Raw genomic sequence first — 17,822 nt, forward strand, 5'->3', positions numbered from 1 at the left:
ACCACCGTGACACCGGCGCCGGGGCGCCTTCCTCAACCACCGGTCCGCTCGGGTGGTTTCGAGACAGGCGCCAGGGCGCCTTCCTCAACCACCGTGCTGCCAGAGCTCCGCCAGGAGAGCGCCGACCTCCTGGCGGAGCTCCGGTGCGCTGCGGCCGTCGAGGCCGGCGCGGACCCGGGCCTCCTCCCCCGGCAGCGCCGCCTCCGCGAGCGCGAGCCCCGGGGCCCAGGCGAGGCTGGGCAGCTGCCGGTTGTAGCCGAACCGGTCGGCGAGGACGAGCAGACGCACGGCGAGGGCCGCCCGCTCCGGACCCGGCCGGTCGGACAGCTCCCGCACGGCCAGCGCGAACAGCACCGAGCCGACGACGGGGTAGTCGAGGAACCCGATGCCCACGTCGTCGAGGATCTTCCGGGTCTTGCCGAGCAGGTCGCGGTGCATGCCCGCGACCGCCTCCGCACGACCGTGCCGCACGTGGGCGGTCAGCGCCGCGGCCTCGGCGTACATCGTCCAGGGCTCGAAGCCGATCATGGTCTCCAGGCCGGGGAAGGCGCGCGCCGACAGCGTGGTCACGGCGTCCCGGTATCCGCGCAGGCCCGCCTCGGTCCTGCCCGCGGCGAGGTCGAGCTCCGGGCGGCCGCAGAGCATCACGATGGCCGCGCCGAACACGCCGGCGCCGGAGTCCTCGGCCTCGATCTCGTCGAAGATCCGCTCGGCGTCGGCGATGCGCCCGTCCTCCATCGCCCCGAGGGCGAGCACCGCCTTGAGCTGGGCGACGTCCTCGTCGGCGCCGAGCGCCTCGAGCACGGGGATCGCGTCGCGGGCGTAGGTCATCGCCTCGTCCATGTCGCCGACCTGCATGGTGAGCCCGGCGAGCTGGGCGCGGATGAGCGCCGGCCCCCAGGGGCCCTCGGCGTCGTCGGCGAGCTCCAGCGCCTGGAGCCCGCGCTGCTGCGCCAGCCGGACCTCGCCCTGGTTCTCGTGGAATTGGCTCGACCACTGCATCGCCAGGGCCGCCACCCGGCGGTCGTCGTCGGCGCACAGCGCCTCCAGGCCGTCGGGCCGCCTGTCGTCCAGGCTGCGGCGGGCCGTGAGGAGGACGGTGGCCGCGATGTCGCTGCGGGTGCGCCGCGCCCCCGTGCCGAGCTGCTCGAGCCGGTCGAAGGCCCGGCCTGCGAGCGAGTCGGCGAAGATCATCGTGTTGAACGCGATCGCGACCAGCGTCGTGCGCAGAGCCTCCTCGAGCTCCGGAGGGACCTGCGCCTCGACGACGACGTCCTCCACGGCTGCGGAGACGTTGACGACCTTGAGGTGGCTGCCCTCGATGGTCCAGAAGTCGGACAGGCAGGCCATCAGGGCAGCCACGGCGTGGGCGTCCCTGCCGCGCAGGCAGCGGCGGAGCAGGTCGACGAGGTTGCCCTCCTCGGTGCGGATGTCGGTCATGGTCTCGACCTGGCGCGGTCCGAAGAGCCGCTCCGAGCAGCGCAGGGCGAACTCCACGCCCCACGTGCGCAGCCGGGTCAGCGTCTCGGCGTCGTCCCCCGCCCCGACGAGCTGCATCTGGCCGAACTCGCGCACGGTCTCGAGCAGCCGGTAGCGCACCGATCCGCCACTCTCGGTGACCGTGACCAACGACTGGTCGACGAGGTTCGACAGCGGCCCGAGCGGGTCGCCGTCGATGACGGCCTCCGCGCCCTCCAGGGAGAACCCGTCGCGGAAGATCGACAGCCGCCGCAGCGCGACGCGCTCCTCGTCGTGGAGCAGGTTCCAGCTCCAGTCGATGACGGCGAGCAGGGTCTGGTGGCGCTCCGGGGCGTCGCGCGAGCCGCCGCGGAGCAGGGCGAACCGGTCCTCGATGCGGCGTCCGATCTCCACCACGGACATGACGCGCACCTTGGCGGCGGCGAGCTCGACCGCCAGCGGCAGACCGTCGAGGCGGGCGACGAGCGAACGGACCTCGTCCTCGTCGAGGCGTACGCCGGGCCGCGCGGCCGTCGCTCGCTCGCCGAAGAGCTCCACGGCGTCGTCGAGCCCGAGCTGGGGCAGCTGGTAGACGCGCTCGGCGGCCAGGCCGAGCGGCGCGCGGCTCGTGGTCAGGACCCGGAGGTCGGGCGTTCGCTGCACGAGCACGGAGACGAGGTCGGCGACCGCCTCGACGAGGTGCTCGCAGTTGTCGAGGATCAGCAGCGCGGGTGCGGCGCCGATCTGGTCGAGGATGCGGCCGGCGAGGTCGGTGCGACGTGCCGCGGCCGAGGTGAGCCGGCCGGCGACCGACTCGCGGACGCCGAGCACGTCACCGACCTCGACCGCGACGCCTTCGGGTGACGTGACGCCGGCGAGCTCGACGAAGTGCACCACGGGCTGCTCGGCCAGGCGCCCCATCAGGTGGGCGAGCCGGGTCTTGCCGAGCCCGCCGGGGCCGACGATCGAGGTGACCCGCGACGCCCGGATCATCTCCTCGAGCGCGACGACGTCGTCCGCGCGCCCGATCAGCCGCGACGCCTCGTAGAGCAACCCCGCGCGCACGGGATGGTCGCGGGCGAGCAGGTCGGCGTGCAGGGCCCGGAGCTCCGGGCCGGGGTCGACCCCGAGGCGGTCGGCGAGGTCCTCGCGGTAGGCCTCGTAGCGCTCGAGCGCGGCCGGCACGCCGTGCACGCCGGCGACCGAGCGCAGCAGGGCGGCCACGACCTCGTCGTCGGGACTGGCGCGCTCCAGGAGGGGCAGCGCCGCGACGTAGTCGCCCGCGGCCGCCAGCCGCAGTGCCTCGGGACGCAGCGCCCACGCATCGACGTCGTCCGAGCCCAGCGCGAGCCGGTAGCCGCGAGCGGTGCGCTCGATGGTCTCCGCGCCGATCGCCGAGCGGGCCCGCGAGACGACCACCTGGAGCGCCTTGGTGGGGTTGGCGGGCACGTCATCGCCCCAGATCTCCTCCACCAGGGAGCCCTCGGACAGCCCCCGGGACCCGGCGTCGACGAGCGCACGCAGCAGCGCGTGCGTGCGCTCGCCCGGGACCGGGTCACCGGACCACGTGACGTCGTCGAGGACCGTGAGCCGGGGAGCCGGCGGTCCGTCAGCGCTGGACGGCACCGGTCCGCTCGGCGGCGAGGGCGACGGCCGCGTCACGCGCTGCCGCGGTCTCCTCCTCTGTCAACGTGCGGTCGTCGGCGCGGAACCGCAGGGCGAAGGCCAGCGACTTCTTGCCCTCGCCCAGCTGCTCGCCGGTGTAGACGTCGAAGAGCCGCACGGACTCCAGCAGGTCTCCCGCGCCCTCGCGCAGCGCGGTCTCGACCGCGACCGACCTCACCTTCGCGTCGACGACCAGCGCGACGTCCTCCTTCGCGACCGGGTACGTCGAGAAGTCGGGTCCGGGCACCACGTCGCGGGCGTGCCGCATCAGGGCGTCGAGGTCGATCTCGAGCGCCGCGCTGCGCGCCGGGATCCCGAACGCCTGGCAGACCTTCGGGTGCAGCTCGCCGGCATGGCCGAGCACGACGCCCGTCTCCGGTCCGGCGACGCGCACCTCGGCACAGCGACCGGGGTGCCAGGGCATCCGCCGCGCGGCGGCCACGTCGACGCCGACGCCGAGCTCCGCGCCCAGTCGGCGCACCAGCCCCACCGCGTCGGCCCAGCCGGCGTCGCGACCCTCGCCCCACCAGCCGGCACGCTCACGCTCACCCGCCAGCACCACGGCGAGGTGCAGCGGCTGGTCGGGGATCGCCTCGAACAGCTTGGCGAGCTCGTCGTCGCTGGGGCGCCAGTCGACGCCGTAGATCGGCGCCGGGCCACGGTCGGCCGGGAACGCCACCGTGCCGGTCTCGAAGAGCGCGACGCCCGGCGCCCCCCGACCGAGGTTGCGGGCGACCGCCTTCAGCAGCCCGGGCAGCAGCGTGGTGGTGTACGACGGCTCCTCGCTGGAGAGCGGGTTGGCGAGGCGGACGGTCGCACGGCGTACGTCGTCGGCGGCGAGCCCCAGGGCGTCGAACGTCGCGTCGCCGACGAACGGGAAGCTGATCACCTCCGCGCAGCCCGCGCCGGCGAGCGTGCGGCCGACGCGACGGCGGAGACGCTGCTCCCTGGTCAGGCCACGGCCAGCGGCCTCGCGCGGCAGCACCGACGGCACCCGGTCGTAGCCGACCACGCGCGCGACCTCCTCGACCAGGTCGAAGGGATCGGTGAGGTCGGGGCGCCACGGCGGCGTGGTCGCCGTGAGCGTCGTGTCGCCCTTCTCGAGCACGCAGCCGACCGCCTCGAGATGAGCGACGGTGGTCGCGGCGTCGATCGGCATCCCGGTCACCCGCGCGGGCAGGTCGTAGGAGATGGTGATCCGCGGCTGCTCCGGCGGCAGACCCACCACGGTGACGCCCGGGTCTGCGGTGCCGCCGCCGAACGTCGTGAGCAGCTCGACCACGCGGTCGGCGGCCGCCTGGGTGACGACCGGGTCGACGCCGCGCTCGTTGCGCTTGCCGGCCTCGGAGGTGATCTTGTGGCGCTTGCCGGTGCGGAACATCGACACCGCGTCCCAGTGGGCGGCCTCGACGAGGATGCTCGTGGTCGTCTCGGACATCTCGGTGGTCTCGCCACCCATGACGCCGCCGAGGCCGATGATCCCGGAGTCGTCGGTCACGACCAGGTCCTCGATCGACAGGATGCGCTCGGCGCCGTCGAGGGTCGTGACCCGCTCGCCCTCGCGCGCCCGCCGGACCCCGATCGGCCCGCGGACCCTGTCGGCGTCGTAGCCGTGGATCGGCCGGCCGATCTCGAGCATCACGTAGTTGGTGACGTCGACGGCCAGCGAGATCGGCCGCATGCCCGCCTGCGTCAGCCGCCGCACCATCCAGTCCGGGGACGCGGCGGTCGGGTCGAAGCCGGTGACCTTGCGGGCGACGAAGACCGGGCAGCCGACGGGGTCGTCGATCCGGACCGGGTGGCCGGTGGCGTTGGGCTCCGGGAGGGCGCGGTCCGCGGGATCGCGGTACGGCGCGTCGTACGCCAGCGCGGCCTCGCGGGCGATGCCGCGAAGCGACAGGGCGTAGGCGCGGTCGGGGTTGATCTCGAACTCGATGACGTCGTCGTCGAGACCGAGCAGCGGGAAGGCGCTCTCACCAGGCTCGCCGGCGCCCTCGGGCAGCACGATGATGCCGTCGTGGTCCTCCCCGAGCCCGAGCTCGCGGGCCGAGCAGATCATGCCGGCGGACACGTGGCCGTAGGTCTTGCGGGCCGAGATCGCGAAGTCGCCGGGCAGCACGCCGCCCGGCAGGACCACCACGACCAGGTCGCCGGGCGCGAAGTTGTGGGCGCCGCAGACGATGCCCTGCGGCTCGCCGGTGCCGTTGGCGGCACCGACGTCGACCGTGCACCAGTTGATCGTCTTGCCGTTCTTCTGCGGCTCGGGCTCCTTCGTGAGCACCTTGCCGACGACGAGCGGGCCGGTGATCCGGTCGCCGGGACTGACGATCGCCTCGAGCTTGAGCCCGAGCGCGGTCAGTCGCGCCGCGAGCTCCTCGGTCGTCACCCCGGCCGGCAGGTCGACGTACTCGCGGATCCAGGATGCGGGGGCCTTCATCTAGAGCTCCGTTCCGAAGGCGGTGGTGAAGCGAACGTCGCCCTCGAAGAGCTCCCGCAGGTCCTCGATGCCGTGGCGGAACATCAGCGTCCGGTCGATGCCCATGCCGAACGCGAAGCCGGTGTAGCGCTCCGCGTCGACGCCACAGGCCGCGAGCACCCGCGGGTTGACGACCCCGCAGCCGCCCCACTCGATCCAGCCCTCGCCGCGGCAGGTGCGGCAGGACGAGCCGTCGAGCTCGCCGGCGCCGCGGCAGACGAAGCAGACCAGGTCGACCTCGGCGCTCGGCTCGGTGAAGGGGAAGTACGACGGGCGGAACCGCGTGTTGATGCCCTCGCCGAACATCTGCGCGGCGAAGTGGTCGAGCGTGCCCTTGAGGTGGGCCATCGTGATGCCCTCGTCGATGGCGAGACCCTCGACCTGGTGGAAGACGGGGCTGTGCGTCGCGTCGTACTCGTCGGTGCGGAAGACGCGGCCGGGACAGATGACGTAGATCGGCGGCGTGCGCTGCAGCATCGTGCGGGCCTGCACCGGGGAGGTGTGGGTGCGCAGCACGAGGTGGTCGTCGCCCGGGTCGGTCCAGAACGTGTCCTGCATGGTGCGCGCCGGATGGTCCGGGCCCAGGTTGAGGGCGTCGAAGTTGAGCCACTCCGCCTCGATGACCGGCCCCTCGGCGACCTCCCACCCCATCGCGACGAAGATGTCGGCGATCAGCTCGGCGCCGGTCGTCAGCGGGTGGCGGGCACCGGTCGGGACCCGGTCGGTCGGCACGGTGACGTCGACGGTCTCCTCGACCAGCATCCGCTCCTCGTGCTCGACCTCGAGCACGGCCTGCCGGTCGGCGAGCGCCTTGTTGACGGCGCCGCGGGCCCGGCCGATGCGCTGGCCGGCCTCCTTGCGGGCCTGGGGCGGCAGCGCGCCGATCTCCCGGTTGGCGAGCGCCAGGGGCGAGCGGTCGCCGGTGTGGTCGATCCGGACCTGCTTCAGCTCGGCGAGGTCGGCGGCGGCTGCGATCGCGGCGAGCGCTGCGTCGCGCGCGGCCTCGACCTCCTCGGCCTTCAACGGGGTGACCTCCACAGGGTCGTAGTCGGTGTTGGGTCCGGACACGAGGACGAGTCTAGGAAGGCGGGCGCGGACGGCGCGAACCGGTTCCGCAGCCCGGTCGGCGGGACGGGTCAGGGTGATGCGGCGACCGAGGCCGGCAGCAGCACGTCGATGCGCGCTCCCCCGCCCTCCCCGTCGTCGATCGTCACGGTCCCGCCGTGGGCACGCACCAGGCCGTTGACGAGGTAGAGGCCGAGCCCGGACCCGCCGCGCTGGCCGCTGGTCCAGAACTTGGTGAACACCCGCCGCCGGAGCTCCGGCGAGATCCCGTCACCCTCGTCGGTGACGGTCAGCCGGATGCCCGGCACGTCGGGTGCGTGCTCGTCGTGGGCGAGCACGACCCGCACCGTCCCCTCCCCGTGACGGACGCCGTTCTCGACCAGGTTGGTCACCACCTGGGTGAACTTGTCGGGATCGACGTCGACCTCGGGCAGCCCGTCGGCGACCTCGATCTCGACCGGCCGGCTGGTGCCGGCGGCCACCGACTCGACGACCCGGCTGGACAGCACGGCGGCGTCGGAGGGGCGCGGGTAGAGCTGGAGGCGGCCGGTGTCGATGCGGGCCACGTCGAGCAGCTCCGCGATCAGCCGGCTGAGCCGGTCGGAGTCGGACGCGACGGTGGTGAGCATCAGCTTCTTCTGCTCGTCGTTGAGCTTGTCCCAGCGGTTCAGCAGCGCCTGGACGAACCCCTTCACGCCGGTCAGCGGCGACCGCAGCTCGTGGGCGACGGTCGCGACCAGGTCGGAGCGCTCGCGGTCGAGGCGGGCGCGGCCGCGACCGGAGCGGATGCTCACGGCCACGCCGCTGACCGGCTCGGCCAGCGAGGCGCGGTGGATCCGGGCGACCACGAGCACCTCGGTGCCGTCGGGCAGGAGCCACGACTGCTCGGGCACGGCCGTGCGCGTCGACAGCCCGCCGTACGGGCAGTTGACCGACACCCAGTCGCGGCCCTCGTGGTCCTGGAGGGCGAGCACCTCGCGGAGCGGCTCGCCCCTCAGGGCCGCCGCGTCGGCGCCCAGCCAGCCGGCGGCCACGCGGTTCACCGCGGTGACCACGCCGGAGCCGTCGGCGAGCACCACGCCGTCGGAGAGCAGGTCGAGTGGGTCATCCACGACGCTCACCCTACGGGGAGGTCCGCCTCCGCGACCGCCGTACGCAGCCGGCCCGGGCGCGTCCGCTCCACCATCGGCAGCGCCGCTCCCGCCACCAGGACGGCGACGACGGCCAACGCCGCGCCGAGACCGAGGTGGGCAGCGCCGGCACCGAGCACCGGGGTCACCACCAGCACCGGCCCGGTCTGAGCCAGGCCGAGCAGCGACTGGAAGCGGGCCAGCATGTCCGGCGGCGTGCGCTCCACGAACGCCGGCAGGAGGTGGGCCGTGAACATCGTCGTCCCCGCTCCGACCACGAGCATGGCGCCCAGACCCGCCCAGCGGCTGGCCTCGATCGCCAGCACGATGACGCCACCGGCCGCGAGGAGCGGCCCGACGAGGGCGGTACGCCGACCCGGCGCTCCTCGCCGCGCGACGATCAGCGTCACCACCAGTCCGCCGGCCACCCACGCCGCGACGACGACACCGACGAAGGCCGCCGACCACCCGCGATCGCGTCCCGCGACCGGCACGCAGAGCATCACCAGCGGCAGCACGGAGCCGGCGAGGGCCATCACCGCGATCACGGTGCGCGGCACACCTGGCGTCCGTGCGGCGGCGCGCAGCCCGTCGCCGACCGAGCGCCAGCCGCGGCCCGGCGCCGTGGCGACGTGGTCGGCCTCGCGCGGTGGCCGCACCAGGGACAGCACGACCAGCACGACCGCGAAGGTGGCAGCGTCGACGCCCGCCGTGACCGGCAGACCACCGGCGGCCACCATGACCCCACCCACGACCGGTCCCGCCACGCGCGCGACCTGGAGGCAGGCGCCGACCAGTGCCATCCGCTTCGCGAGCTGGTCGCCGTCGTGGAACAGCCGGGGGAACACGCCCTCCGCCGGACGTCGCAGTGCCGCCGCGATCCCGGAGAGCATCGCGACCGCCACCAGCGACCACAGCGGCACGCCCCGGGTCGCTCCCACGGCGAGTGTGGCCATCACGAGGGCCATCGCGGCGTCGCAGGCGATCATCATGCGGCGAACGCCGAAGCGGTCGCCGAGCACTCCCCCGGCCAGGATCAGCACGCACAGCGGGATACTCTCGACCGTCAGCACCAGGGAGACGGCTGCCGGGCCGTGGGCGGCCGCGACCCAGCCCAGCGCGAAGAACGAGATCGAGTCACCGGTGGACGACAGCGCGGCAGCGGCCAGCCAGACACCGAACGGGTGGCGGACCTTCACCGCGGGGCGGGCATGACGAGGGCGAGGAAGCCCGGCTGGTACGGCGAGCTCAGCCGTACCGCCCGGTCCCCGGCAGCGACCTCGAGCAGGACCTCGGCACCGAGACAGGCGCCGAGCGCGCGCTGCAGGAGCGCGCTGCCCATTCGCACCGTGAGGTCGGGCCCGCTGACCGCCGCCGCCAGCTCGTGTCGTGGCGCATCGTCGGCGGCGACCGCGATCGCCGCGGTTCCCAGCTCCAGGACGACCTCGGCACGGCCGCTGCGGGCGACTGCGTCGGCCAGCCCCCGTGTGGGCGCGACGGCGCGCGTGATCGCCGGCTCGAGTCCGGCCACGAGCAGCCGGTGGGCCGGGTAGGGCGTCGTCCGTCCGACGACCGCGGGCAGCTCGTCACCGAAGCCGAGGCGGCCGTCGGCCAGTTCGAGGTCGATGATGTCGTGGTCGTCGAGCCCGTCGGCGAGTCGCGCGGCGTCGGCCAGTCCGAGCACGACCCGTCCACTGCCGGCCGCCTCCCCCGACTGCAGCGACCGGATCGCCATCCAGTAGCGGTTGGTGGCGACCACGTCGACGCCGTCGGCGGCAACGTCCACCAGGACCGTGCTGAGCTGCGTCGTCGGATCGCCGTCCGCCGCGGGACGAACCTGGCGCAGCGCGGCCGCCAGGGACCGCGCGTCCACACGGGCCCGGGCACCGGTGGCCGCGTCCTCGCCGAGCACCTCGCACAGCACCGCGCGCGCCCGTGCGGCATCGGTGGCCCGCTCCTCGACCAGCGCGGTCAGGACGGCGCCGGCCTCGCCCGCCGGGCCGTCGAGCACGCGGCGCATCACCTCGATGGGCACGCCCGCCGCGCGCATCAAGACGATCAGCCGGGCCCGGGCCGCCAGGTCCGGGGTGTAGTAGCGGTAGCCGGTCGCGTCGTCGACCTCGGCGGGAGGCAGCAGCCCGCACTCGTCGTAGTGGCGCAGGGCACTGGCGGTCAGGCCGACGGCGCGGGCGAACGCACCGATCGTCAGCAGTGGTGAGGACGTCATGGCGCCACGCTCGAGGCTCAGGTGACCTGAAGGTCAACTCCGCCGGTGCACCCGCGCCGAGGCGTAGAGGCACAGGGCTGCGGCGGTCGACAGGTTCAGGCTCTCGGCCCGGCCGTGGATCGGGATGCGGACGCGGTGGTCCGCGAGGGCGGCGAGCTCGTCGGGGAGGCCCCAGGCCTCGTTGCCGAACAACCACGCGGTGGGCGCGGCCAGGATCTCCCCCGCGTCCTCGAGGTCGACCTCGCCGGTCCCGTCGGCGGCCAGCACCTGGAGGCCCGCCGCCCGCGCGGCGCGTACGGCGGCGGCCGGGTCGGGCTCGAGCACGATCGGCAGGTGGAAGAGGCTGCCGACGCTGGCCCGCACGGTCTTCGGGTTGTAGGGGTCGACCGAGTGGCCGGCGAGCACGACGGCGTCGGCGCCGGCGGCGTCGGCGCACCGGATCACCGTCCCGGCGTTGCCGGGATCGCGGATGTCGGCGCAGAGGGCGAGGAGGTTCGGTGGTTTCGAGACAGGCGCCAGGGCGCCTTCCTCAACCACCGAGGCGAGCGGGACGTCGAGGAAGTGGCAGACAGCGACGACGCCGGCTGGGGTCACGCTGTCACTGAGCGAGGCCAGCGCCGCCTCGTCGACCAGTGTCCAACGGGGTGCGGCCGCGACCAGGCCGGCGTGCTGCTCGGTGGCCGACGTGGTGGCGAAGACCTCGATCACGCACCCCGCGACGGCGAGGGCGCCCTCGACGGCCTTCGGGCCGTCGGCAAGGAAGAGCCGCCGCTCGGTGCGAACCGAGCGGCGGCTGAGCTTCCGGATGTCCTTGAGGCGGCCGTTCCGTACTGTGAGAGGAGCGCCCGCCGTCAGGGGTGCGTCGTCCTGCGTCAGGCCGAGACCTTCGGCGCGTTGACGTCCTCGGGGAGGGCGGCCTTCGCGGTCTCGACGAGCGCGTTGAACGCGGCGACGTCGTTGACGGCCAGGTCGGCGAGGATCTTGCGGTCGACCTCGACGCCCGCCAGGTTCAGGCCCTGGATGAAGCGGTTGTAGGTCAGGCCCTGCGCCCGCGCGGCGGCGTTGATGCGCTGGATCCACAGGCGACGGAAGTTGCCCTTGTTCTTGCGGCGGTCGTTGTAGCTGTAGACCAGCGAGTGGGTGACCTGCTCCTTCGCCTTGCGGTAGAGGCGCGAGCGCTGGCCGCGGTAGCCGGCGGCGCGCTCGAGGGTCGTCCGGCGCTTCTTCTGGGCGTTCACTGCCCGCTTGACGCGTGCCACTGTCTTACTCCTTGTTGCTCAAAGTTCTCGGTGCGGGTGCGAAGGGGTCAGCGACCCAGCAGCTTCTTGGCGCGCGGCACGTCGGCCTTGGCGACCTCGGTGGTGCCGGACATGCGGCGGGTGACCTTGGAGGGCTTCTTCTCCAGGTTGTGGCGCAGGCCGGCCTTCTGGCGACGGATCTTGCCCGACCCGGTCACGCGGAAGCGCTTGCTCGCTCCGGAGTGCGTCTTGTTCTTCGGCATTGGTGTCTCTCTCTCATTGCTGCAGATCGCGCCGGTCGAGCTCTCGTGCTGGCTCGACCGACGAACTCGGGCGTCTGCGGGAGCTTCAGGCGTCGATCTCGGGATCGAGGTTCTCGGAGCGGCCACGCTCCTTCTTCTTCGCGACCGGTCCGGCGGCGTGGGCGGCGTCGCGCTCGGCGCGCTCCTCCGCCTCGAGTGCCGCACGCTCGGCGGCGCGGGTCTCCTTTTCGGCCTGCATCTCGACCTTGGCGTCGGCCTTCTTCTTGTGCGGGCCGAGCACCATGATCATGTTGCGGCCGTCCTGCTTGGGTGCGGACTCGACGAAGCCCAGCTCCGTGACGTCCTCCGCGAGCTTCTGGAGCAGGCGGAAGCCCAGCTCGGGACGGTGCTGCTCACGACCACGGAACATGATCGTGATCTTCACCTTGTCGCCGGCCCGCAGGAACCGCACGACGTGACCCTTCTTGGTCTCGTAGTCGTGCTGGTCGATCTTCGGGCGGAGCTTCATCTCCTTGATGACGACGTTCGTCTGGTTGCGACGCGCCTCACGGGCCTTCTGGGCGTTCTCGTACTTGAACTTCCCGTAGTCCATGAGCTTGCAGACGGGCGGCTTGCCCTGCGGCGCGATCTCGACGAGGTCGAGGTCTGCCTCCTGGGCGAGCTTCAGGGCCTGATCGGTCGGCACGATGCCGACCGTCTCCCCGTTGGGTCCAACGAGCCGGACCTCGGGAACCCGGATCCGCTCGTTGATGCGCAGCTCGGTGCTGATGTGTCCTCCTGATGGCCAGATGACCGGAAGTCCGCTGCCGGCCCGGCCCTTGGAGGAGGTCCGAAATCGACAATGGCTTCCGCTTGGTGCAAGCGGAAGCCAGTCGAACGGCCCCCCACGCGTCGCGGGAGTGCCTGCGGGGCGAGAACGCCGACGTCGTACGCCGGAGGCCGCGCCTCGGGACCGGACCCGACGACCTGTGCTGCCAGCGTGCGACAACGGCGGTCGGTGCGGGTGGGAGGCGATCGTGCTGACCTCCGCTTGTGAGATCTGCTCCGGCTCGCCCGCGGCCTCGCGGTCACGGTCGGGTCGGAACTGATCGGTCAACGTAGAATGCTAGCCGAAGATTCCCCGTCGGGCCGAATCCAGGCGGTGCCGCCGCTGACCCGGGCGAGGGTCCACCCCTCTGCGAGGCCGCGGAGGTCGTCGCCCTCGACCACGAACCGCGCGGGACCGGCGAGGTCGACGACCAGGGCCGCGGCGCCGTCCTGGAGCGCGGACCGGGCGGCGAGGTCCGCCGCGACCGGCACCGGGCGCGCCTCGGGACTCCACGCCGTGAGCGGGCCGGTGCCGGTGAAGGCGAGCAGCGCGAGCCGACCGTCGGCGCCCTGCACGAGCACCGTCGCCATGTCGCTGGACTTGTCATGGGCGAGGCCCGTCTCGTCGCGCTCGACCTCGCCCAGCACCGCGACGACGGGCACCAGGAGCCGGGAGCGCTGCAGCACGGCGAGCGCCTCGGGGTAGGTCGTGGGGTCCTGCTCCCACGCGGCCAGCGCCCGCACGAGCTCCGGCTGGGCCGACCCGTCGTCGGCCGCGAAGCCCGGGTCCGGGATCACCCGGGAGTGGGTGGGGTCGGGTTCCAGCACGGTGCCATCCTCCCCGGTGGCGCGCGCCCGGCCCAATCCACCGGACGGGGGTCACCTCCCGTGTGGGACATTGGAGGCGTGGACGACGCTGCGTGGGCCGCACTCACCCTCAGCCTGACGGTGCTCGGCGGCATCTGGACCTGGGCCGCCTTCCGGCGGCGCGGTTTCACCTCCGGGCTGCGTGCCCTCGGGTTCACGCTGCTCCCGCTCGCGGCGTACCTCACCGAGACGCTGCAGATGTTCACGCGCATCGCCGACGCGGTCACCGACTGGGCGACGCGGCTGGTCTTCAGCCCCACGGTGTGGCTCGGCGTGATCGTCGGCGGCGTGGGCATCACGCTGATCGTCGTGTCCGGCATGATGCGCGCACGCCAGCTCGGGAAGGCGCCGGCGAAGGGCGGCTCGGCCGACGAGCTGCCGGCCGGTCGGGCTCCCCGGCAGACGGCGGCCGCGGAGGCCGACCCCGAGATGGCCGAGATCGAGGCCCTCCTCCGCAAGCGCGGCATCAGCTGATGGCGCCATCGAGGACCCAGCAGCGCAGCGTCGTGGACCGCAACCTGCTGTGGTCGCGGCTCAACCTCGCGGTCGCGAAGCAGGGGGTTCCCCTGCCGACACCGGTCTTCGTGGTGGACCTCGACGCGTTCGACGCGAACGCCGACGACCTGGCGCGCCGCGCCGGCGGGCTGCCGATCCGGGTCGCGTCGAAGTCGCTGCGCATTCCGGCCCTGATCGAGCGGGCACTCGCCCACGACGGCTTCCGGGGCGTCCTCGCGTTCACGCTGCGCGAGGCGCTCTGGTTGCATCGGCACGGCATCAGCGACGACATCGTCGTCGCCTACCCCACCGTCGACCGCGGCGCGCTGGCCGACCTCGTCACGTCGCCGGAGGCGGCCGCCGCCATCACGATCATGGTCGACAGCACCGCGCACCTCGACGTGGTCGACGGCGTGCGCCTCCCGACCGGGGTCGACGTGCGGGTCGCCCTCGACATCGATGCCGGTCTCCGCTTCGGCGGTCAGCACATCGGACCCAAGCGCTCGCCGCTGCAGGACGCCGCCGCGATCGTCGCGCTCGCCCGCGAGGTCACCCGCCGCGACGGCTTCCGGCTGGTGGGTGCGATGACCTACGAGGGTCAGGTCGCCGGGCTCCAGGACACCGTGCCGACGGCGCGCACGCGGTCGCTCGTGCTCCGCCGCCTCAAGACCCTGTCGATGTCGCAGCTCGCGGTGCGCCGGCGCGAGCTCGACGAGGCCCTCCGGCAGGTCGCCGACCTGGAGTTCTGGAACGGTGGCGGCTCGGGGTCGGTCGAGGCCACCGCCGCCGACCCGGTCGTCACCGAGATCGCCGCGGGTTCGGGCCTGCTGGTGCCGACGCTGTTCGACCACTACGCGTCGTTCGAGCCGCGGCCCGCGTCGTACCTCGGGCTGCCGGTGGTCCGCAGGCCCGCACCCGGGATGGTGACGGTGCACGGCGGCGGCATCGTGGCGTCCGGACAGGCGGGCGCCGACCGGCTGCCGACGCCGTGGGCGCCGGCCGGGCTCCGGCTCACCCCGCTCGAGGGCGCCGGCGAGGTGCAGACGCCGCTGACCGGCCAGCCCGCGGACCTGCTCGAGGTCGGCGACCTGGTGTGGTTCCGGCCGGCGAAGTCCGGCGAGCCGTTCGAGCACGCCGTGAACGTGCACCTGCTCGCGGGCGGCGAGTTCGTCGACACCGTGCCGAGCTACCGCGGCTGTGGCCAGGCCTTCTGAGGCGCCGTCGGCGGAGCGGGTCCTGGAGCTGGCGTGGAGCCGGCCGGCCACGCTCGGCGACGGGCGGCTGGTCTGCATCGACGGCCGGGCGGGCTCGGGGAAGAGCACGCTCGCCCGGGCCGTGACGGCACTGGCCGGCGACGACGAGCGCGTGGTGCACATGGACGACCTCTACGAGGGCTGGTCCGGGCTGCCGACAATCGACGCCCAGCTCGACGGCCTCCTGCGCCCGCTCGCCGCCGGGCGGCCGGGCGGCTACCGCCGCTACGACTGGGAGCGGGGTGAGTACGCCGAGACGGTGTCGGTCTCGCCCGGGTCGTTGCTGGTCCTGGAGGGAGTCGGCTCGGGGTCGCGGGGCACGGTCGACCTCGCCACCGTGGTGGTCTGGATCGAGGCGGCGTACGACGTGCGCATGCGGCGCGGGATCGAGCGCGACGGCGAGGCGTTCGCGCCGTACTGGGAGCAATGGGCGGCCGCCGAGGCGGAGCACTTCGCCCGGCACCGCACCCGGGAGCGGGCGGACCTCGTCTTCGGCACGTGAGGAACCAGGGGCGGCGTGGGATCGTCGGAGGGTCATGAGGTGCTCGAGACGCTGGACCGACCCTGCCGGACTCCTGGCCGGACTCTTGACCGGACTTCTGGCCCCACTCCTCGCGCTGACGCTCGCCGGCTGCGGGGACTCGTCGTCGCCGCGGGCCACGGAGCCATCCGAGGAGCCGGCGCCGAGCAGCCAGCCACCGACCGAGAGCGCCGCGCCGCCGATCGACGAGCTGTGCCCGGCGAGGCTGGCTCTCCCGGCCGACCCCGACGCTCCGGGATCCGGCACGTCGGGCGACGCCGATGAGGCACCGTCGCTGCCGACGCCTGAGCAGGCGTGGACCTGTCGCTACGACCCGGTGGATGCCGGCCAGCGGCCCGAGGGCGGCCCCGGCTACGCGTGGGTGCGCCACGGCGAGCCCCGCGTGGTCGGCGACGCGGACCTGGACGACCTCGCCGAGGCACTGGCCCACCTCGCGCCGTTCGACGACGCCGGGCGGATGTGCACCACGGACCTCGGGCCCCGGTGGCTGGTCGTCTACCCCCACGACGACGGCCTGGTCGGCGTGGTCGTCGACGACTTCGGCTGTCGCGACGTACGGCTGACCGACGACCCCGCCGAGACGCCACCGGGCGCGGCCGAGGGCGACGGGCTGGTGCGGGGTGCCCTGGACGGCGGCGCCGCGGTCCTGGCCGCCGTCGGGGTGGGCCGGTCGTCCTGAGCCCGCGCCGATCAGCCCGCGCCGATCAGCCCGCCGCGGTCTGCTGCTCGACGGTCTGGCGCAGCTCGCGGGCGGCCTGCTTCGCGCGGCCGCCGTCGGACCCCTGGATGCCCATGGCCGACACGGTCGAGCCGTCGGCGAGGTCGAGGGTCACCCACGGCGCGCCCGGCGGGAGGTGCACGGCGACGACCTGGGGCCAGGCGAACTCGCGCCGGCGGTAGCCGTTGACCACGACGAGCCGCCCGGCCTCGGCGACGACGCGCGAGCGCACCAGCGCGAACCACAGCGAGAAGGCCAGCAGGCCGAGCGCGGCCAGCGTGATCCGCTGGAACGTCGTGAAGCGGGCCCGGGTCTCGTCGTCGAAGCCGATCCAGGTGAGCGCGCAGATCACGAGCAGGCCGGCGCCGAGGACGGCACCCGCCAGGCGCACGCCGAACGGGCGCCAGGTGTGTGGGAGCGGCACCGGCCGGCGCTCAGAGTCGGCAGGCATGGATGTCGGTGAGCAGGATGCCGCGGGCGCCGATCTCGTAGAGCTCGTCCATCAGCCTCTGGGCGCCGTCGCGCGGGACCATCGCCCGCACGGCCGACCACCCGTCGCGATGAAGCGGCGCGACGGTGGGGCTCTCGATGCCCGGCGTCAGCCGGACGGCGTCCTCGACCCGCGCGGTCGGGATGTCGTAGTCCATCATCACGTAGCCGCGCGCGACGAGCACCCCGTCGATGCGCCGCTTGAAGATCTCGAAGCCGTCGGGCACGGCGCCGGAGCGGGTCACCACGACCGCCTCGGAGTCGAGGATGGTGTCGCCGAAGACCTCCAGGCCCGCCTGGCGCAGCGTGCCGCCGGTCTCGACGACGTCCGCGATCACGTCGGCCACGCCCAGCTGGATGCTGGTCTCGACCGCGCCGTCGAGCCGGACCACGGTGGCGTCGATCGACCGCTCCTCGAGGAACGTCCGCACCACGCCGACGTACGACGTGGCGATGCGGGTGCCGGCGAGCTGGGTCAGGTCGGTGTAGACGCCCTTCGGGCCGGCGAAGCGGAACCGGCTGCGGCCGAACCCGAGCCCGAGCACCTCCTCGGCCTTCGCGCCGGAGTCCGCGAGCAGGTCGCGGCCGGTGATCCCGACGTCGAGGGTGCCCTCGCCGACGTACAGCGCGATGTCGCGGGGCCGCAGGTAGAAGAACTCGACGCCGTTCTCGGTGTCGGTGAGCGTGAGCTGCTTGGCGTCGTCGCGCTGCCGGTAGCCGGACTCGCGCAGGATCTCGCCGGCCGACTGGGCCAGCGACCCCTTGTTGGGGACCGCGATCCTCAGCAGTCTCGGAGGAAGTGACATGGCGTGGACCTCACAGGTGTGCGTAGACGTCGTCGAGCTCGATGCCGGTCGCCAGCATCAGGACCTGGGCGTGGTAGAGGAGTTGGCTGATCTCCTCCGCCGCGCGCTCGCGGCCCTCGTGCTCGGCGGCCATCCAGGACTCGGCGGCCTCCTCGACCAGCTTCTTCCCGATCGCATGGACCCCGGCGTCGAGCTGCCGCACGGTGCCGGAATCCTCGGGTCGGGACCGCGCCTTCTCGCTCAGCTCGGCCCAGAGATCGTCGAACGTCTTCACGCGGGGTCCCTGCGAAATCGTGCACTGGAGGAGCGCAGCGGGGGAAGCGC

General features: G+C 73.5%; 18 protein-coding genes. 4 read left to right on the plus strand and 14 right to left on the minus strand.

Annotated features, from left to right (window positions below; translation table 11 throughout):
- Positions 1 to 84 precede the first annotated feature (84 nt).
- The 11 genes from PZ894_RS09885 to PZ894_RS09935 all read right to left on the minus strand — a co-directional run bounded on the left by PZ894_RS09885 (position 85) and on the right by PZ894_RS09935 (position 13,157).
- Positions 85 to 3,084, minus strand: a complete 3,000-nt coding sequence (locus tag PZ894_RS09885) for a BTAD domain-containing putative transcriptional regulator (RefSeq protein ID WP_275744376.1) — start codon at positions 3,082 to 3,084, stop codon at positions 85 to 87.
- Entirely contained in the window at positions 3,068 to 5,560 is a 2,493-nt protein-coding gene (gene pheT / locus PZ894_RS09890; RefSeq protein ID WP_275744377.1) for a phenylalanine--tRNA ligase subunit beta, read from the minus strand. The genes PZ894_RS09885 and pheT overlap by 17 nt, the downstream gene beginning before the upstream one ends.
- Positions 5,561 to 6,667, minus strand: coding sequence for a phenylalanine--tRNA ligase subunit alpha (gene pheS / locus PZ894_RS09895; RefSeq protein WP_275744378.1), 1,107 nt, complete (start codon positions 6,665 to 6,667; stop codon positions 5,561 to 5,563). It abuts the gene before it with no gap.
- 68 nt (positions 6,668 to 6,735) lie between these two features.
- Positions 6,736 to 7,776: a PAS domain-containing sensor histidine kinase gene (locus tag PZ894_RS09900; RefSeq protein WP_275744379.1), complete on the minus strand. Its 1,041-nt coding sequence runs from the start codon at positions 7,774 to 7,776 to the stop codon at positions 6,736 to 6,738.
- A 5-nt stretch (positions 7,777 to 7,781) separates the two neighbouring features.
- Positions 7,782 to 8,993, minus strand: coding sequence for an MFS transporter (locus PZ894_RS09905; protein WP_275744381.1), 1,212 nt, complete (start codon positions 8,991 to 8,993; stop codon positions 7,782 to 7,784).
- The gene (locus PZ894_RS09910) at positions 8,990 to 10,021 is read right to left on the minus strand and encodes a MerR family transcriptional regulator (RefSeq protein ID WP_275744383.1); all 1,032 of its coding nucleotides are present in this window, start codon (positions 10,019 to 10,021) and stop codon (positions 8,990 to 8,992) included. Before PZ894_RS09910 ends, PZ894_RS09905 begins: the two co-directional genes overlap by 4 nt.
- A gap of 33 nt (positions 10,022 to 10,054) precedes the next feature.
- A complete protein-coding gene (locus tag PZ894_RS09915; RefSeq protein WP_345799148.1) occupies positions 10,055 to 10,729 on the minus strand; it encodes a TrmH family RNA methyltransferase in 675 nt (224 codons plus the stop codon).
- 164 nt (positions 10,730 to 10,893) lie between these two features.
- Positions 10,894 to 11,280, minus strand: coding sequence for a 50S ribosomal protein L20 (gene rplT / locus PZ894_RS09920; RefSeq protein ID WP_275744385.1), 387 nt, complete (start codon positions 11,278 to 11,280; stop codon positions 10,894 to 10,896).
- 47 nt (positions 11,281 to 11,327) lie between these two features.
- The gene (rpmI, locus tag PZ894_RS09925) at positions 11,328 to 11,522 is read right to left on the minus strand and encodes a 50S ribosomal protein L35 (RefSeq protein WP_194504317.1); all 195 of its coding nucleotides are present in this window, start codon (positions 11,520 to 11,522) and stop codon (positions 11,328 to 11,330) included.
- 85 nt (positions 11,523 to 11,607) lie between these two features.
- Positions 11,608 to 12,312, minus strand: a complete 705-nt coding sequence (gene infC / locus PZ894_RS09930) for a translation initiation factor IF-3 (protein ID WP_275744400.1) — start codon at positions 12,310 to 12,312, stop codon at positions 11,608 to 11,610.
- Between the two features lie 302 nt (positions 12,313 to 12,614).
- Positions 12,615 to 13,157, minus strand: a complete 543-nt coding sequence (locus PZ894_RS09935) for an SseB family protein (RefSeq protein ID WP_275744388.1) — start codon at positions 13,155 to 13,157, stop codon at positions 12,615 to 12,617.
- Positions 13,158 to 13,235: 78 nt separating this feature from the next.
- On the opposite strand from PZ894_RS09935, the gene PZ894_RS09940 reads away from it, so the two are divergent.
- The 4 genes from PZ894_RS09940 to PZ894_RS09955 all read left to right on the plus strand — a co-directional run bounded on the left by PZ894_RS09940 (position 13,236) and on the right by PZ894_RS09955 (position 16,164).
- Positions 13,236 to 13,670: a hypothetical protein gene (locus tag PZ894_RS09940; RefSeq protein ID WP_275744389.1), complete on the plus strand. Its 435-nt coding sequence runs from the start codon at positions 13,236 to 13,238 to the stop codon at positions 13,668 to 13,670.
- Complete coding sequence (locus tag PZ894_RS09945; RefSeq protein ID WP_275744390.1) at positions 13,670 to 14,905, plus strand: amino acid deaminase/aldolase; 1,236 nt, start codon at positions 13,670 to 13,672, stop codon at positions 14,903 to 14,905. The genes PZ894_RS09940 and PZ894_RS09945 overlap by 1 nt, the downstream gene beginning before the upstream one ends.
- The gene (locus tag PZ894_RS09950) at positions 14,889 to 15,446 is read left to right on the plus strand and encodes a 4-amino-4-deoxy-L-arabinose transferase (protein ID WP_275744391.1); all 558 of its coding nucleotides are present in this window, start codon (positions 14,889 to 14,891) and stop codon (positions 15,444 to 15,446) included. Before PZ894_RS09945 ends, PZ894_RS09950 begins: the two co-directional genes overlap by 17 nt.
- An 85-nt stretch (positions 15,447 to 15,531) precedes the next feature.
- The gene (locus tag PZ894_RS09955) at positions 15,532 to 16,164 is read left to right on the plus strand and encodes a hypothetical protein (protein WP_275744393.1); all 633 of its coding nucleotides are present in this window, start codon (positions 15,532 to 15,534) and stop codon (positions 16,162 to 16,164) included.
- Between the two features lie 25 nt (positions 16,165 to 16,189).
- On the opposite strand, the gene PZ894_RS09960 is transcribed toward PZ894_RS09955, so the two are convergent.
- The 3 genes from PZ894_RS09960 to PZ894_RS09970 are packed head-to-tail and all read right to left on the minus strand — an operon-like array spanning position 16,190 to position 17,772.
- A complete protein-coding gene (locus PZ894_RS09960; protein WP_275744394.1) occupies positions 16,190 to 16,654 on the minus strand; it encodes a PH domain-containing protein in 465 nt (154 codons plus the stop codon).
- Positions 16,638 to 17,498: an ATP phosphoribosyltransferase gene (gene hisG, locus PZ894_RS09965; protein WP_275744395.1), complete on the minus strand. Its 861-nt coding sequence runs from the start codon at positions 17,496 to 17,498 to the stop codon at positions 16,638 to 16,640. Before hisG ends, PZ894_RS09960 begins: the two co-directional genes overlap by 17 nt.
- A gap of 10 nt (positions 17,499 to 17,508) precedes the next feature.
- Positions 17,509 to 17,772: a phosphoribosyl-ATP diphosphatase gene (locus tag PZ894_RS09970; protein ID WP_275744397.1), complete on the minus strand. Its 264-nt coding sequence runs from the start codon at positions 17,770 to 17,772 to the stop codon at positions 17,509 to 17,511.
- Positions 17,773 to 17,822: the final 50 nt, after the last annotated feature.

Origin of the sequence: Nocardioides sp. YIM 152315, from assembly GCF_029210375.1 — a bacterium.
Classification (GTDB): domain Bacteria; phylum Actinomycetota; class Actinomycetes; order Propionibacteriales; family Nocardioidaceae; genus Nocardioides.